The organism is Paenibacillus sp. FSL H8-0122, from assembly GCF_038005345.1.
In the GTDB taxonomy this organism is placed as follows: Bacteria; Bacillota; Bacilli; order Paenibacillales; family Paenibacillaceae; genus Paenibacillus_AQ.
On the sequence record NZ_JBBOTB010000001.1, the window covers coordinates 5,788,826 to 5,803,308 of the forward strand.

A 14,483-nucleotide genomic window follows, 5' to 3' on the forward strand; every position below is an offset into this window, starting at 1 on the left:
CCCGTTTCGCTCAGGCGAAATGAGGGGCTTTTTGTCTGATCAGGATGAATAATGATACCTTTTCATAACCTCCAATCCTGTTATCGCTTTCTTAATCCGCTTACAATTGGATGAGCACAAGAGAAAAGAGGTTGCCAGATGACAGATTCAGAGGTTACGCTTGCGGCGCGCAAATCCCCGGGCACAAGCACAAACTTCCGGAACAAGGATCAGCTATCGCTTCAGACCATGATTCTTCCCGGTATTATATTCATTCTCGTATTTACGTTTATTCCGCTCTATGGGGTACTGATTGCCTTCAAGGAATACAACATCGTCACAGGGATCAGAGGCATCTTTACGGCAGAGTGGGTCGGCTTGGCTAACTTCAAGGAGTTCGTGAACGATATCAACTTCTGGAATATGCTGCGCAATACACTTGGCATCAATTTATTGGGGCTGCTCATCAACTTCCCCCTGACCATCCTGTTCGCGCTGATGCTCAACGAGCTGACCTCCCAGCATTTCAAAAAGCTGACGCAGACGGTCACTTATCTGCCCCACTTCATCTCCTGGAGCATCTTCGGCGGATTGATTATCAACATTCTGTCGCCGAGCAGCGGTGTCGTTAACTATGTGCTGCTGCAGCTTGGGATCATTTCCGAGCCGATCCATTTCCTTGGGGAAAAGGACTACTTCTGGCTGCTTGCCGTGCTGACGAATCTCGTGAAGGAGCTGGGCTGGGGTGCCATTCTCTATCTCGCCGCCATTGCGGGCATCGATCAGGAAATGTATGAAGCGGCCTACATGGACGGGGCCACGCGCTTCCAGCGCATCTGGCACATTACACTGCCGTCTATTACCGGCACGATTGTCATTTTACTCGTATTCTCCATTAGTAATATCCTGAACAGCGGCTTCGACCAGTTCTTCGTGCTTCAGAATCCTCTGAATATTGATAACAGTGAGGTCATTGACACTTATGTCTACAAAGTGGGGCTAAGGGAGTTCCGTATGGAATACGCTACGGCTGTTGGCTTAATGAAGACGGTCATCGCGCTCATCCTACTCTATCTCGCCAATCTCACGGCCAAAAAAATAACAAAAAGAGGAATCTTCTAGGGGGTACGCTTGTGGTTAAGGATCGCTCATGGAGTGAACAGCTGTTCAATGCCTGCAATGTTCTGATTATGCTCATTCTGATTGTATTTACGCTCTATCCGTTCTGGTATTCCGTAATCGGCTCCTTCAATGAAGGCGCTGACTACGCCAGAGGCGGCGTGTACCTGTTCACCCGGCAGTTCACATGGGACAACTACAGCGCTTTGTTCAGCGACAGCGCTCTGATCCGGGCCTTCGGGGTTACAGTCGCCCGGACGGTGATCGGTACGTTCACCCATATTGTGTTTACAGCTATGTTCGCTTACGCTTTCTCCCGCCGGAACCTCAAATACCGGAAATTCTATTCCATGCTGGGACTCAGCAGTATGTACCTCAGCGGCGGAATGATTCCGTTCTTCATTCTGATCAACTCGCTGGGGCTGTACAATCACTTCCTGGTGTTCATTATTCCGGCCTTGTTCAGCTTCTGGAATGTGATTCTGTTCCGCTCCTATTTCGCCGAGCTGCCGGAAGCACTGATCGAATCCGCCAAAATCGACGGCGCGGGGGAATACACGATCTTTTTCAAGTTTATTCTGCCTTTATCCAAGCCCGTGATCGCTGCGGTCTCACTCTTCACGGCTGTCGGCCACTGGAACGCTTATTATGACGCCATGATCTATACGTTCGGCGATCATCTGCAGACGGTCCAGCTCTATATCCTGAAATTGGTTCAAAGCACGGAAGCCGCTCTACTGCTGGCTAATATGTCGGGCACCGTCGGCACGGCGCACAGTACCGTCACGACTACAACTCTGCAATTGGCCGCCATGGTCGCCGCATCGCTCCCGATTGTGCTGATCTATCCTTTTGTACAGAAGTATTTCATCAAGGGCATGCTCATTGGCTCTGTCAAAGGATAAATCCGCCTTAAGGTGGGATGAACATATAGCTTACGATGATAACTTGGGGGTAAAAAAATGAAGAAAACAGCAACGGCCTTATTGTCCATCTGTCTCAGTCTGACACTCGTATTAACCGGCTGCTCCAAAACGGGCAACGCCAATAACGAAACCACCCCGTCACCTACAGCGGCTGCTGGCAGCGAAGGCGCAAGCGCGAATGCAGCGACAGCCTCAGAACCCGGCTGGAAATCTAACACGGCGCCTGCTACCTTGTCCTGGTATGTAGGCGTACCGGGGTACTCCAAGAAATGGGATGCGCAGAACAACTATGTAGACAAGCTTATTACCGGTGAGACCGGCGTCAGCGTAGATTATGTACTCGCTGGCAATGATGTGAACTCCGAATTCAACGTGATGATGGCAACCGGCAATCTGCCCGACATTATCACACTGGACCGCTGGAACAGCAACTCACTGATCCAGACCTTGATGAGCAGCGGCACGGTGGCTCCCCTTAACAAGCTGATGGAGGAGTATGATCCGTACCTGACGACCATTCTGCCGCCATCCATGGTGGACTGGTACACCCAGCCGGACGGCAATCTCTACTCCATTCCGAACTACTATGTATCGCCAGAGATGCTCGATCAGTATCCCGGGGTGAAGAAGTTCTACAATGAACGCTCCAATGGCCAGATTCTGGTCCGCCAGGATATCATGAACGATCTTGGCATTACTATGGAAGACCTGCAGCAGGAGGATTCCCTGATTGCAGCGCTGAAGAAGGTGAAGGCCGCCGGGGTGAAATATAACGGCATGGATGTCATTCCGGTCTATCTGGACGATAAGGATAAATATATCAACGACTCCCTGGGCGTGCTGAGCGGCTCCTTCGGCGCCGTTAGCGAGACCGAGGACGGCTCTTATTCAGATGTCCGCCGTACCGGCGAATTCAAGAATGTGCTGAAATTCGTCAACCGGCTGTATTCGGAAGATCTGCTATCGCTGGAGAACTTCACAAGCGACCACAACCAGATTGCGGAGAAAATGACGCAGGGCTCGATCTTCATGAAGATCGGCAGCTATGCCGACTACAAAGATCCGGTCAACAATCTCTATCAAGCGGATAAGGAAGCGAAATATGTAACCGTTGACGCGATTCAGTCCAAGGAAGGCACGCTGCCGCAATACGGCAGATCGCTCAATAAGGGCTGGACCCTGACCTTCATTAACAAAAAATCCAAGCAGCAGGACCGTGCGATTCAGTTCCTGGAATATCTGTACAGCGAGCATGGCCAGACCGTCAACAGCTTCGGCAAGGAAGGCGAGACCTTCACGGTAACGGCAGACGGCAAATACAAGCTGAACCCCGAGATTGAGGAAGCCATCAATAAGGACTGGAATGCCGCCTCCAAGAAATGGGGCTTCGACTCCATCTGGTGGATGGTTAATGAGGTATGGCTGAAGGATGTCAAAGAAGCCGAAAAGACCGAGCAGACCGAATATATGGACAAGCTCTTCTCCGGCACAGCCAAATATATGTTCAGCAATGACGTTATGGATTCCGGCAACCTGTTCGATGCCTATGAGCCCGGCTCCAAGGAAGCCAATGCTGAAGCGAAGATTAATGTCTACTGGGCACAAATCGTTCCCAAAATCATTTTCGCCAAAAGTGAAGCCGAATTCGAATCCGTCTACACCGAAGCCCTCACCACCCTGGACAAGCTGGGCCTGAAGGATATCGAAGCCGCGAAGAATGCTCGCGTCCAGGAACTCAAAGAAGCCACCGGCACTAAGCTGGTATCGCCGAAGTATACTGGAACTTATCAATAAGGCAACAAATAAAGACGCTGCGGGGAGACATTCCCGGGCGTCTTTTACTTATATCTTAAGTGGTCTACTTATTGCTGCCGATGAGTGAGCTTAACCGCTCCAGCAGATCGCCGCCGCCCGTAACCGAGATGGAACCGATCCGGTCGCATATTTTCTCCAGGAACTCCAGCTCCTTGAGCCGGAACAGCGTCTGATTCTCGTCCATCAGCTTCGCCGTATTCAGCAGGCTGCGCGTCGAGGCTGTCTCCTCCCGGCGGGTCAGCAGGTTCGCCTGCGCCTTTTTCTCAGCGAGCAGCACGGTGTTGAGGATGTCCTTCATGTCTCCCGGCAGAATCACATCCTTCACCCCCGCCCCAAGGAAGCGCACCCCGAACTCTTCCTCCTTCTCCCGGATACGGTCCAGGATGAAGGAGGCCACATCCTCTTTCCGCTTCAGCAGGTCGTCCAATCTCAGCGTCCCGACATACTCCCGCAGCAGGAGCTGAAGCTGGATGTGAATCTGCTCATCGAAATCCTTCATCTCCAGCACGCGGTGCGGACTTACGATCCGGTACTGGCAGACGAAGTTCAGGCGCAGCGTCACCTTATCTTCGGTCATCATCTCCTGGCCAAGCAGATCCATCTGCTGCTGTCTCAGATCGACCTTCTTGGTCAGCACCGAGACCGGTCCCTTCCAGAAATAATACTTCCCCGGCGTAAGCTCCCGCTGTAGTGTATGATCATAGAACAGGAAGCCCTGCTCGTGGCTGGCGATTTCGCAGCTCTGCACATACGGTGTCAGCCGCGCGATGATCGAGCGGTCAATCCCGGCGGGCAGCTCCGGCACACGGATGTCCGTGTGAACGAAGGTATGCTTCCTCAGCAGATTCCAATACGCATACACCCCCGGCTTCAGCAGCTGCATGAATTGACCATCCTCATAGTGCAGAACGATCTCATGATCCTGTACGCGTACGACATCGAGCTCCTTCAGGAGTTCATCCTCCTGTAAGAACAGCTCCAGATCTTTGCCCTCGACATTAAACGGTCTGCCAATGTTCAGTACTACCACCGTATGCTGCGACCATGAGAAGTAACGGTAGGTTTCCGGCAGCAGCCGCTTCACATAACTTCCCTTATGAAAGAGCAGACCGCGCTGGTCCGCTTGAATCGTGATTGGCTTCAACATCGTATGTATTACCCCCTTCATGTGTTGACCAATGGATGACAGAATCCCGCTGCGGACCCGGCGGAATCACGTTTGAGACAGGCGGTCTGCCGGGAGGTCCGGGAGGACTCTTGAGACCTGAGGCTAACCCAACCTTCAGCCAGCCTTCGTTCCCTTCTGTCCTTACCCAGTCCTCCCCTGCTGCCGCACCATCGGTATCCACGGATTGCAAAGCCCTTCCGCAGTGCGCTAGACTAGCCGCCAGAGATTCTGTCCATTGGTTTCCTTACTCCGATTGTGCTTCAATAGTCGCTCGATGGAAATCGAGTACTGTAACCAACGTCGCTGTGAAGGCGATTAGGGAATCGAACCCTATGGTGACTCTTACCGCAACGGACCGTACAGGATACCGTAACATACATGCCGGCACTGCGGGATCACCAGAGATCCCCGCCTCGTTACGCCCGCCCGGATAAGAACCGGATGTAGGATGAACGCGCTCAGCGTTATCTACAGGCTCTATCATCGCTTAGATCAGGCGGAACGAACATGGCGGAAGTATTACGATGGGAGAATAAATTTCCAGAGGGGGGAGTTTTAAGCGGCACAGGAAGAAGCCCAAAGGCAGGTGTTGGCTGCTTTTGAGCTTGGTTAGGGGTTTGTATATTCAAAATTACTACAAAAAAATAGACCGCCCTCACCAAAGGAATCGGTCTATTTCTTGACTGCTATTCCGAAAGCCACCGCCCTTAAAAGTGGATACTGCTTCGAGAGTCGTGTATCGAGCACGGCTCTCTTTTTTCATTATACTTTCTCCTGCCTAATGCACCACTCTCTTAAATCTCTCATTAGCCTGGAAATGCTTAAGCTTACGAAGTAGCTTTCTGCGAGAGCTTTTAGGTAATGCCTGTGGAGGTATACCAAGCATTGACCCTAATGATTTCGTTCGTGACTCTGGTTGTGTTGATTCTCTCTTTCCACAAAAAGAATCAGGCCACCCCGGCCAACGGTAAGCGTCCTATTTCAATGGATAACCTTTAGAAGCCTCTGCCCTTAAAAGTGGCTATTGCTCCGAGAGTCGTGTGTCCAGCACGGCTCTCTTTTTTTATTATACTTTCTCCTGCCTATTGCACCACTCTCTTAGAATTTCTCATTAGCCCGAGCCCACTCTTCCGTACCTTACTTCCTTGTGTTTTTACTTGATCCGTGAATTGAAAATTACATAATCCGGTGCTGTGGGCACATTAATCGTGAATGACAAAGCTCCTGCCTTGGGAGTAGCCTGAGAAGGGCCGGGAAGCTGCCGGACTACCGCCTGCCCTTGACTGTTCACAGCGACGAACTCCAAGCTGGAAGCACCCTTAGGAATGACGAACCCGGAGTCATTAAGCACGCTGAGGCTTAGCCGAAAGCCTTTCCCATCAGCAGATTGTGTCAACAGTGTAGGGTAAAAAGGATTATGCTTCTCCCCAGGCACATCTCCAAACGGAGTCACGCTCTGCCACGCCTTGGCCTGCGGCAGCACTGTGTCACCCCGGCCCTGCACTATCAGTACATTGCGGTTAAGCACGTTAGACATGTTCTCCCATTTCAGCTTCTTCAGCCCGGTGAGGATCGGGTTCATCGGCGCAAACAGCACACCATCCTGCAACTGCGGGGACACTCCCAGCGCTATCGCACTCCCGTCTTTGGTTACCGCCGTAGCCTGCCCGGCCCGCAGTTTCCCCACACTTTCCCCAAGAAGCGATACCGTGGAGCTTTTGCTGGCGGCATCATAGGTCAGCTGTGCACCCAGCGCACCAGCAAACGCACGGACAGGTACCATTAATTTACCCGCCTGGATATAGGGCGCCAGCTTACCTGGAAACAGCACATATTGGTTATTGATCAGCAGCGGCCTGATCTGATTCCCCACTACCGGTGCGGCCTGCGCCGGAGCCGCCGTATGTACGGCTGGCAGCAGACCAGCGAGCAGCAGCATAATCAAGGATTTCATAGCCAGCCGAAAGAATGGACGATGGCGATGATTCATAATTCATTTCTCCTTTTTTTCAAATATTCCTAACCTCCACAACCCTACCCAAATCCACATACTCCTCATGATCCAGCCTCACCTTCACCCGGCCCTTGCGGCGCTTCTCCCGCCATTCGCGTAGTGCTTCCTCCGTGTCCAGCCGAAGCTCGGCAATCTCCAAAGCCCGGTCCAGGATGTACTTACTCGTATAGAGCACCGTGTAAATCCCTTGTCCTCCCAGCGCGATAGGATCAGCTAACCTCTTCCATTCCTCAATCATGAAGCGTACATACAGTTCTTCCTCGGTACCCGGCCTACAAGGGATTTCCGTGATCTCCTTACGCCGCAGCACCTGCCAATCCGCTACCTTGCCTACCCAGTGAATGCCTGTTTTGGCGGGATCAATGAACTTCTTGCGGGATTGGCACATCGCGATATATTCGATCTGGGTCAGCAGCTTCTGGAGGGCAAGATTCTTAAGCGGCATATGATAAAAAGCGTTCCGCACCGCCACCCCAACCTGCTCCGGCCCCCGGACAGAACCAACCAGCACATTCTTGCCCCCAAGCTTATTGGCATAATACTCCTTCGTGCCGCGCGGGCGTGTGGAGCGTTCGTAGGCTTTCTCCGGGCTGTCGCGGATAATCTCATCCAGGAACTGCTCCACCAGACCTGTCGCATTCGGCAGGAACGGGAAGGCACCGATGTTGAGCAGCTCAATGCTGCGGTAGAACTGGTGGCTCTTGAACCGCTCTTCATCCGGATAAGGGAATAACACATACGCCCCGAACATGCTGCGCTCATACTCCCCCGAGCTCTTCTCCTGATACACAATCGCGTCCCGGTAGCGGTGCATCGTATTAATGTCGTCCTCCTCCGGCCCGGGCTGTCTATACCTCTTCTCATAGGGAGTCCCCTCATACGCCGGATTCAAGCGGTATTTGGCATCGAAGACATACTTATACTCCTTGATCTGACCCGCATCCCTTTTCTTCAGAGTAAGCACATTATCCGGGCGCTGACTCAGTGTCGGCGTCTTATCCGTTCTCGGAATCGAGTTATAGTACAGGATGAACTGCTCCCCGTTGACCGAATTCTCGTAGACCATCTGCGCACTCTGCGAGCGGTCCAGCGTAACGAAGATCCCGTTCCGGTTCACCTTAATGATATCCTGCTTCACCAGCCTATACTTCTGCCCCAACAGCTGATTCAGCTTAAGGAAGCACCAGTATTCATAGAGCTGCGCGACATCCTTCATAGATAGGCGAAGCAGGTCGCTTTGGATCGACAGGCCTTTGAGCAGCATGAGATAACAGCGATAGACCTCACGGTATCCGGGGGCCATCTGCAGCACTAGTGTTACGGACATCTGCTTCAGCGCTCCGGCCTCCCGCAAAAAATCTATCTTAAGCACCCGCTCCAGCTGAGTGAGCATCGTGTCTATTCTTCGGATGAGCTGCGGATCGGAGGTCCGGCTGTTCTTTTTCCAGCGGCTCTTAAGCTCCTTCAGCTTGCCATGAATCCGTTCCAGCATCCAGCGGACGAACCGGTTCTCACTCGTATCATAGGCGAGGCGCTTCCGTGTCTCCATTAAGTGCGATGCTGTGTAGCTCCGGTTACCGATGGTTAAGAATCCATGGTTCATGTCTTCTCTTAACCGTTCAGGATGCTTCGCGAGCTCGCGGATGTTCTCTCTTCCGGCTTTTTTGACCCGGCCTGCATCCATTAACCGCCGCTCCTGGAGCAGCGCAACATTAGGATTCTTGTTGATCCGCTCAACGGCATCCAAGAGCTGTCTGAATACATGCTGTAGGATCGCGAAGAACTCCGTCAGGCTCTGATGCTGCGTCTCCTTAAGGCCAGTTAGCTGATAGGTCCGGCGCAGAAAATCAAAAGCCAAATTATAAATCTGCGCGTTCACCTCATGCAGAAGGTTCTGGTAATCCCGCTTATAATCCATCTTTGAGGGGAAAATCTCCATCTCCACCCGCAGCAGCGTCTGCCCCTCGCCCCGGATCTCCCATTCCGTCAGCCCAACCTCATTCCCAAAGTTCAGCACACCTGCAAGAATAGACTCACCCAGAGGCTTAACTGCCTGCCTAAGTAGCACATTGTCATGATAGAAAGTAAGCTTGGCCCCCTTCTTATTCTGAATCACCAGTTCATACGGCTGCGTCTCATAATAGCAAGGAAAGGACGACTCCCCCGGCTGCCAGTCGATCAGTCCATAGGCTTCAGGCGAGAAAACCTTAATCTGTACATCACCAAGCCGCTTCGCGCAGGTAATCCCAAGCTGAGCATTCACCCATTCCTGATCCGGGGAGCGATGAAGCTGCAACGTCTCCACCGTAGGATGATAGGGCCGCCCCTGTACATATAGCGTAAAAAGCTCCGTCTCGATACGGAGCAATTCCACCGCCTGATTAAGAGAGCCAGTATGAGGTGAATCCATCTTCCTCCAGCCTCCTCAGCATATAAGCCAGTTTACGGGCACTTTGCGGATGCCTCACCCCAGGCGGATTCTGCCCGGCAGCCCATCTCAGATAGAGCGGCGAAGCATCATCATCCATGAGTTCTCGAACATTTACCGCTATGCCAGCATCGCTGCCTATCGCAACCTTCATCAGATTAAGCAGCACCCGGCGCACGGAGGAATGACTTCCCTGGATACGCGGCAGAATCTTTTGCAGCAGCTGCCAGTCGAACGCCTCTTCCTCATCCATCAGGCTAAAGCGCTCGTTATAGATCATATAGAAGCAAATCGCATCCCGCACCCGGAAGCCCACATGAGCATGGATATCCTCCAGCAGCGTATTAATCTGAACCAATCTCTCCGTTGTCCGCACAACGAGCTCCTGATGGGTATCATAGGCATCCACCAGCTGCAAATAATCGGAACGGAGGAAGAGATGATTCAGCTCATTAAGCTCAGCGGGATCACCCGCGTCCTGCTCAGCCCCTTGCGGATACTGCTGCAGATTGATGTAATTGAACTCCAGGGTGCTTGCGCGGTCGAGAACTTTTTTGCTAAAAGGATGCGTGGTCTCGTCCATATTCACCGTCCCGATCAGGAACACATTCTCCGGGATACCCAGGCCGCCGTACTTCACTTGATCCTCAGGTGTACCCAGCAAGGCACACGAGATCAGCTCCTGCGTCTGAATCTCACTCTCCCGCCACTCCTGCGTCTCCAGCACACTTAACAGATCACTGAAGTAATGCTCCACCCGGGCCAAGTTCATCTCATCCAGGCAGATAAAATAAGGCTTATGCCGGTTCTCCGGCTGCCGCGCCTCCACGAACACCTGCGTCACCGGCCCCGGCTGGAACCTGCCCGACAGATCCTTATACCCCAGCAGATCCGCAGGATCACTCCAATCCGGCCGCACCGGAATCAAGGTATACTGCCCATTCTCCCGCGTCGCCCCCAGCGCCTCGGCGAACAGCTTCACCAGCCGCGTCTTCCCCGTGCCGGATATCCCCGCCAGAATAACAAACGGCTTCGCCTTCAGCGACAGGTAGAAGTTCTCAATCAGATGCTCCGGGAAAAAGAAGCCTTGGCGGCGGATATGGGATTGGATGTGGTGGAGGACACTTTTAACTTCCTCATCTTTCAGCGGTTCGGCTTGTTGTGGCAATAGTTCCACTTCCTCATCAATGGCTTCGTCATCACTGGGAGCGATCGCCGATTCCACATATAGACGGTAATCTTCGATTACATTCTCAAGATCTTGAATGAGCTGCTCATCGTTCGGGACGTTTCCTCTTTCGTACTTAATGTAAGCAACCGTCGATACCTGATAGTCTGGCCCTAGACCGCTATCCACGAGACGAATATTCTCATCCTTATTCATATTAGTCAGAGCAAGAAGGTCTAGAAGCGCTTCTTTACGGTCTCTCAGATATGCGTAGCCTTCTCTACGCCCTTTCTCTTGAATTGGCTTTGTTACACCCTGATTAAACGTAAGATACACAGCACTCATATCTTCAGCAAACAGATATACAACATATTCCCCGTGCTGAGTTGTTTCTGTTATCCGTTTATCCAGAACTGCCAACCATGGGACCGTTGCCCAATTTCCTTGTCCGACCGAGCCTTGAACCTTATATTGCTCATCTATGAAGGGTAACGCTTTAAGTTCCGAAGGAAGGGTCTGACGAAACAATGCACCCATTGAATGGCCCGCGAAGGCTTCCATTTTGGCAGAGGTGTACTCCGCCAGGATTTTCTCCAGATAACCTTGCAAAGAGAACCGCTGCAAAGCAGCATTATATGCTTGGAGCTCTTCGTTGGCAAGCCGCTCTAACTGCGAAAGCCCCTCGTCCCCTAGCTGTCTATAAATCTGACCATGAAACCCAATTGTGTTATCTTTCAAATCTACAAACAAAACATGCGAAAGTGCATTAACAGGACTGTTAATGATATCTTTCAATCGACTTTTAGATGCTTCTCTCCATAACTTCTTTTCTTGTGGCAAATCTACCCGGTTCCCTCTCTCTTGTTCAGCTATGAAATAGTTATGAAATCGTTTTTTAACGCGATCATAAGACACTCTTTCCCGCTTGGACGCTCTGAGCTCTTCAATTAAGGATAAGATTAGAACCATCATATATGACTTTTGTTTTCGCTTGAAAATCTGTGTGATTGTTTCCGGTAGTGGCATGGAGTCCTCCAAGATCTTGAATGATTTTTAGTAATCAATGATGTAATCTCATTGGAAATGAAATAAATAGATCTCAGTTTAGGAATACTAAAGAAGACTTTCAACGGCCTTGTTTACAATATATATGGTAATTCGACAATTTGGTAATGTATCCCTTCCAATTCATGCACATAAGAAAAAGGACCGTCGCATAGACAGCCCTAATATAATGTAGAAAAACATTCAAACTTATAACGGCCAATATATCTTCCTTAATGGTATTAACGTCCGTGTCTCTGAATCAAATTGATCATAATATTGCGTTACTAACTCCGCTAGTAAATCCAAGTCTATTAACGATAAAGGGATATTAGATCGTTCCGCTTCATATTTGGCATCTTTGGTAAATCCACCAGTAGATACATAAATCCCCCGATCCCCTATTCTTAATCCTCCGGTAAAACTACGTATGTGACTAGATCCCATACTGCCTGAACGGTGCTTTACTTCCACTATAATTCTGGGTTCTTCAAGCCCTAGACCATCTGGAGATGCAAAAATGTCTCTTCCTCGATCCGGCCCTTTAGGAGAGATTCGCGTCTTGTACCCCATTCCTCGGAGTACTCCTGCCACGAGTTCCTGCATTTGCTCCCAGTCTAACTTAGCAATCTTATCCTTAATAAACTCGTTGGACTTCTCAATGACATCGTACTTGATGATCTCTAATTCTTCAGCCTCCTCCTCTGTCTCAGCTTTAACAGGCTCTTTTATTTGATTCGATGAATTAATAACTGCCTGACCAGCTGCCATTTGCTTGAGCAATTCCTTCTGAACTTCATTGGGTATAGCAATAATAGTCATAATAGAACCAAGCGTATTCCGAGCACTGGCTGACAAAACATCTCTAGATACCGTCCCCTCCCAATTTACTCTGCGAATTTGCGGCTTATCCGTAATGTAATCAGGTTTATATTCATAATTTGAAACGACTCTTCCTATGTAATAAAGACGCTCTTCCGGATGATAAGTGATTACAAGATCATCTATTTTAAAATCACTCACAAACCGAAAAATCTGACCCGCAGTTATATTGATCTTACCTTCATTATATTCAGGATACGCTAACTTCAAAAGCCTCTTCACTTCTTGCAAAGTCTTCACTGTACTGACATTACCCAATTGGGCCCAACCTATCGCAATCGCTTGCTTTTCTTTGAATTCGTCAATAAGGTATGCTTTTTCACCCGCTCTTACAAGCCACATATTCCCCATAGTTAACACCCCTCTATAAAAGTTATGATTTCAATATTTTTTGCTCCCTTTTATTCTCTGTACATGAAGTTTACGAATCTCTACATCGGTGATATTAGCCTGAACCAGATGATTATATATGGTTTGGATCTGCGCCACCGAAATAGGAGGCTCAGTGCTTCCCGTCTTCAAGCTGATCAGCTTCCTAGAGATAAACTCACTTAATTCCACATCATAGACAACCAGTTCGTCCGAGTGGATCTTCCGCAGCTCCGGGTCAATACTGAACCGACATCTCATTGTGAATGAAATCATAGAGATGTATTTTACAGCAGCTACGTCCTTTATAAGACTCTCAATGGCCTTTATATGCCCATAGTTCTGCTTCAGCGGATTATACATCTTGTACCGGCTACTGACTGACCATTGCTGATCCGCCCGCCCACCCTTAATTTCTCCATTGTAGTTCTTCGTCTCAATAACGAATACACAATATGGAGATATAACAACATGATCAATCTGAGCATAACCTGTTCTAGACTTGGGATTAGGAAGTAGCAGATCGCTTAGTGATTTACAGTCATTAGGAAGCTGGTCAAGCTGAATAGTAATTTTATGCTCGCCTAGCTCACCAATTCTGGTAGGCGCAACCTTTGGCTTTGGTCTTGAAGCTTGTGACTTGTGTGCAGAATGTGAAGGCTTAGAATCTGATTTTCGGAAGAGTGCCCTTAGTGCTTCAAACATAACCCAACCTCATATCCTCTAGATTTACAATATGTATGGTAATTCGACAATATGGGAAGGATTCCCTCCCAAAAAAGAGCATAAGAAAAGGACTGTCGCGTGAACAGCCCAAACAAGATAAAGCTTATGTTTTTTATAGTGTCTTATTCTGACAGAGCAGAAGGAGTAGTAAAGGAATGTGCAAGTTGCATTCCATCCTTGAGTCCTTGGAGATATAGACGTTCATAAATAATGGAATGCTTTATAGAAAGTTTATCCTCCCAATTTTCAAATTCTGGCTTATGCGCAATATCCATGGAGGCAAACAACGTTTGAAAGGCTTTGCGTTCTTCATCAAAGGCTTGTCTAGGTTCAGATTGATGTTCAATTTTTGCGCTCACCTCAACCAAGCGGCATTGAATTGTCTCTATAAACCATGCTGGAAAACTCACTGCATCTCCCCCAAGAAAGAAGTTCAAATAAAAAATCTAATGAAAATCCGTTCTTTTCTTGATACATCTGATTAAGAAGTTCATCCACTCTATGACTCTAAGCCTAAAGTGCCTCATTAGCACTTAACGAAATTCCCTGTTCCAGTAACCTGTATCCGAGTTTAATTCAGCTTACACATCTCCTCCTCTCCTTTCTGTAAAGGTATTTCTGTAGACGATATGCAAAAATTTCAATGCCTATAATCCAATTGTATGCGAGGTAAGCATTATTTTAATGCGAACATCGAATTAAAATAATATATTATGAGGTGATTTTGAAAAGAGGTATTGCCCAGAACCACCAGTTGAGAAATAAATCCGCAGAACCTGAGCAGTTATTTCGACTGCTATTCCTAAGTTAAAATAAAAAGCCAAGGGATATATCTCCTCGACTTT

At 49.4% G+C, this 14,483-nt stretch carries 11 protein-coding genes; 4 read left to right on the forward strand and 7 right to left on the reverse strand.

Features of this window, described 5'->3' with window-relative positions; translation table 11 throughout:
- The first annotated feature begins 138 nt into the window (after positions 1–138).
- From NSS64_RS24830 to NSS64_RS24840, 3 genes are read left to right on the forward strand one after another with little or no spacing between them, the layout of a single operon-like run.
- Positions 139–1,101 carry an ABC transporter permease gene (locus tag NSS64_RS24830; RefSeq protein ID WP_340991067.1) on the forward strand — a complete coding sequence of 321 codons (963 nt, stop codon included), beginning with the start codon at positions 139–141 and terminating at the stop codon, positions 1,099–1,101.
- 11 nt (positions 1,102–1,112) lie between these two features.
- A complete protein-coding gene (locus NSS64_RS24835) occupies positions 1,113–2,003 on the forward strand; it encodes a carbohydrate ABC transporter permease (RefSeq protein WP_341141874.1) in 891 nt (296 codons plus the stop codon).
- A 57-nt stretch (positions 2,004–2,060) separates the two neighbouring features.
- A complete protein-coding gene (locus NSS64_RS24840) occupies positions 2,061–3,818 on the forward strand; it encodes a hypothetical protein (protein WP_341141875.1) in 1,758 nt (585 codons plus the stop codon).
- A 64-nt stretch (positions 3,819–3,882) separates the two neighbouring features.
- On the opposite strand, the gene NSS64_RS24845 is transcribed toward NSS64_RS24840, so the two are convergent.
- On the reverse strand, positions 3,883–4,986 hold the full coding sequence (locus NSS64_RS24845; protein WP_341141876.1) for a slipin family protein: 1,104 nt from the start codon (positions 4,984–4,986) through the stop codon (positions 3,883–3,885).
- 882 nt (positions 4,987–5,868) lie between these two features.
- Between NSS64_RS24845 and NSS64_RS32825 the strand changes: the two genes are divergently transcribed.
- Positions 5,869–6,006, forward strand: coding sequence for a putative holin-like toxin (locus tag NSS64_RS32825; RefSeq protein WP_445253461.1), 138 nt, complete (start codon positions 5,869–5,871; stop codon positions 6,004–6,006).
- A gap of 154 nt (positions 6,007–6,160) precedes the next feature.
- Here the strand turns inward: NSS64_RS32825 and NSS64_RS24850 are convergent, their stop codons facing one another.
- From NSS64_RS24850 to NSS64_RS24875, 6 genes are all read right to left on the reverse strand, one after another.
- Positions 6,161–6,997 carry a copper amine oxidase N-terminal domain-containing protein gene (locus NSS64_RS24850; RefSeq protein WP_341141877.1) on the reverse strand — a complete coding sequence of 279 codons (837 nt, stop codon included), beginning with the start codon at positions 6,995–6,997 and terminating at the stop codon, positions 6,161–6,163.
- Between the two features lie 19 nt (positions 6,998–7,016).
- Positions 7,017–9,431, reverse strand: coding sequence for a restriction endonuclease-like protein (locus NSS64_RS24855; RefSeq protein ID WP_341141878.1), 2,415 nt, complete (start codon positions 9,429–9,431; stop codon positions 7,017–7,019).
- Positions 9,403–11,643 (reverse strand): MrcB family domain-containing protein, encoded by a 2,241-nt coding sequence (locus NSS64_RS24860; RefSeq protein ID WP_341141879.1) that lies wholly within the window; start codon positions 11,641–11,643, stop codon positions 9,403–9,405. Before NSS64_RS24860 ends, NSS64_RS24855 begins: the two co-directional genes overlap by 29 nt.
- A gap of 228 nt (positions 11,644–11,871) precedes the next feature.
- Positions 11,872–12,894: a restriction endonuclease gene (locus NSS64_RS24865; RefSeq protein WP_341141880.1), complete on the reverse strand. Its 1,023-nt coding sequence runs from the start codon at positions 12,892–12,894 to the stop codon at positions 11,872–11,874.
- 30 nt (positions 12,895–12,924) lie between these two features.
- A complete protein-coding gene (locus tag NSS64_RS24870) occupies positions 12,925–13,617 on the reverse strand; it encodes a nuclease-related domain-containing protein (protein WP_341141881.1) in 693 nt (230 codons plus the stop codon).
- A gap of 143 nt (positions 13,618–13,760) precedes the next feature.
- Positions 13,761–14,048: a hypothetical protein gene (locus NSS64_RS24875; RefSeq protein ID WP_341141882.1), complete on the reverse strand. Its 288-nt coding sequence runs from the start codon at positions 14,046–14,048 to the stop codon at positions 13,761–13,763.
- Between the last annotated feature and the right edge of the window lie 435 nt (positions 14,049–14,483).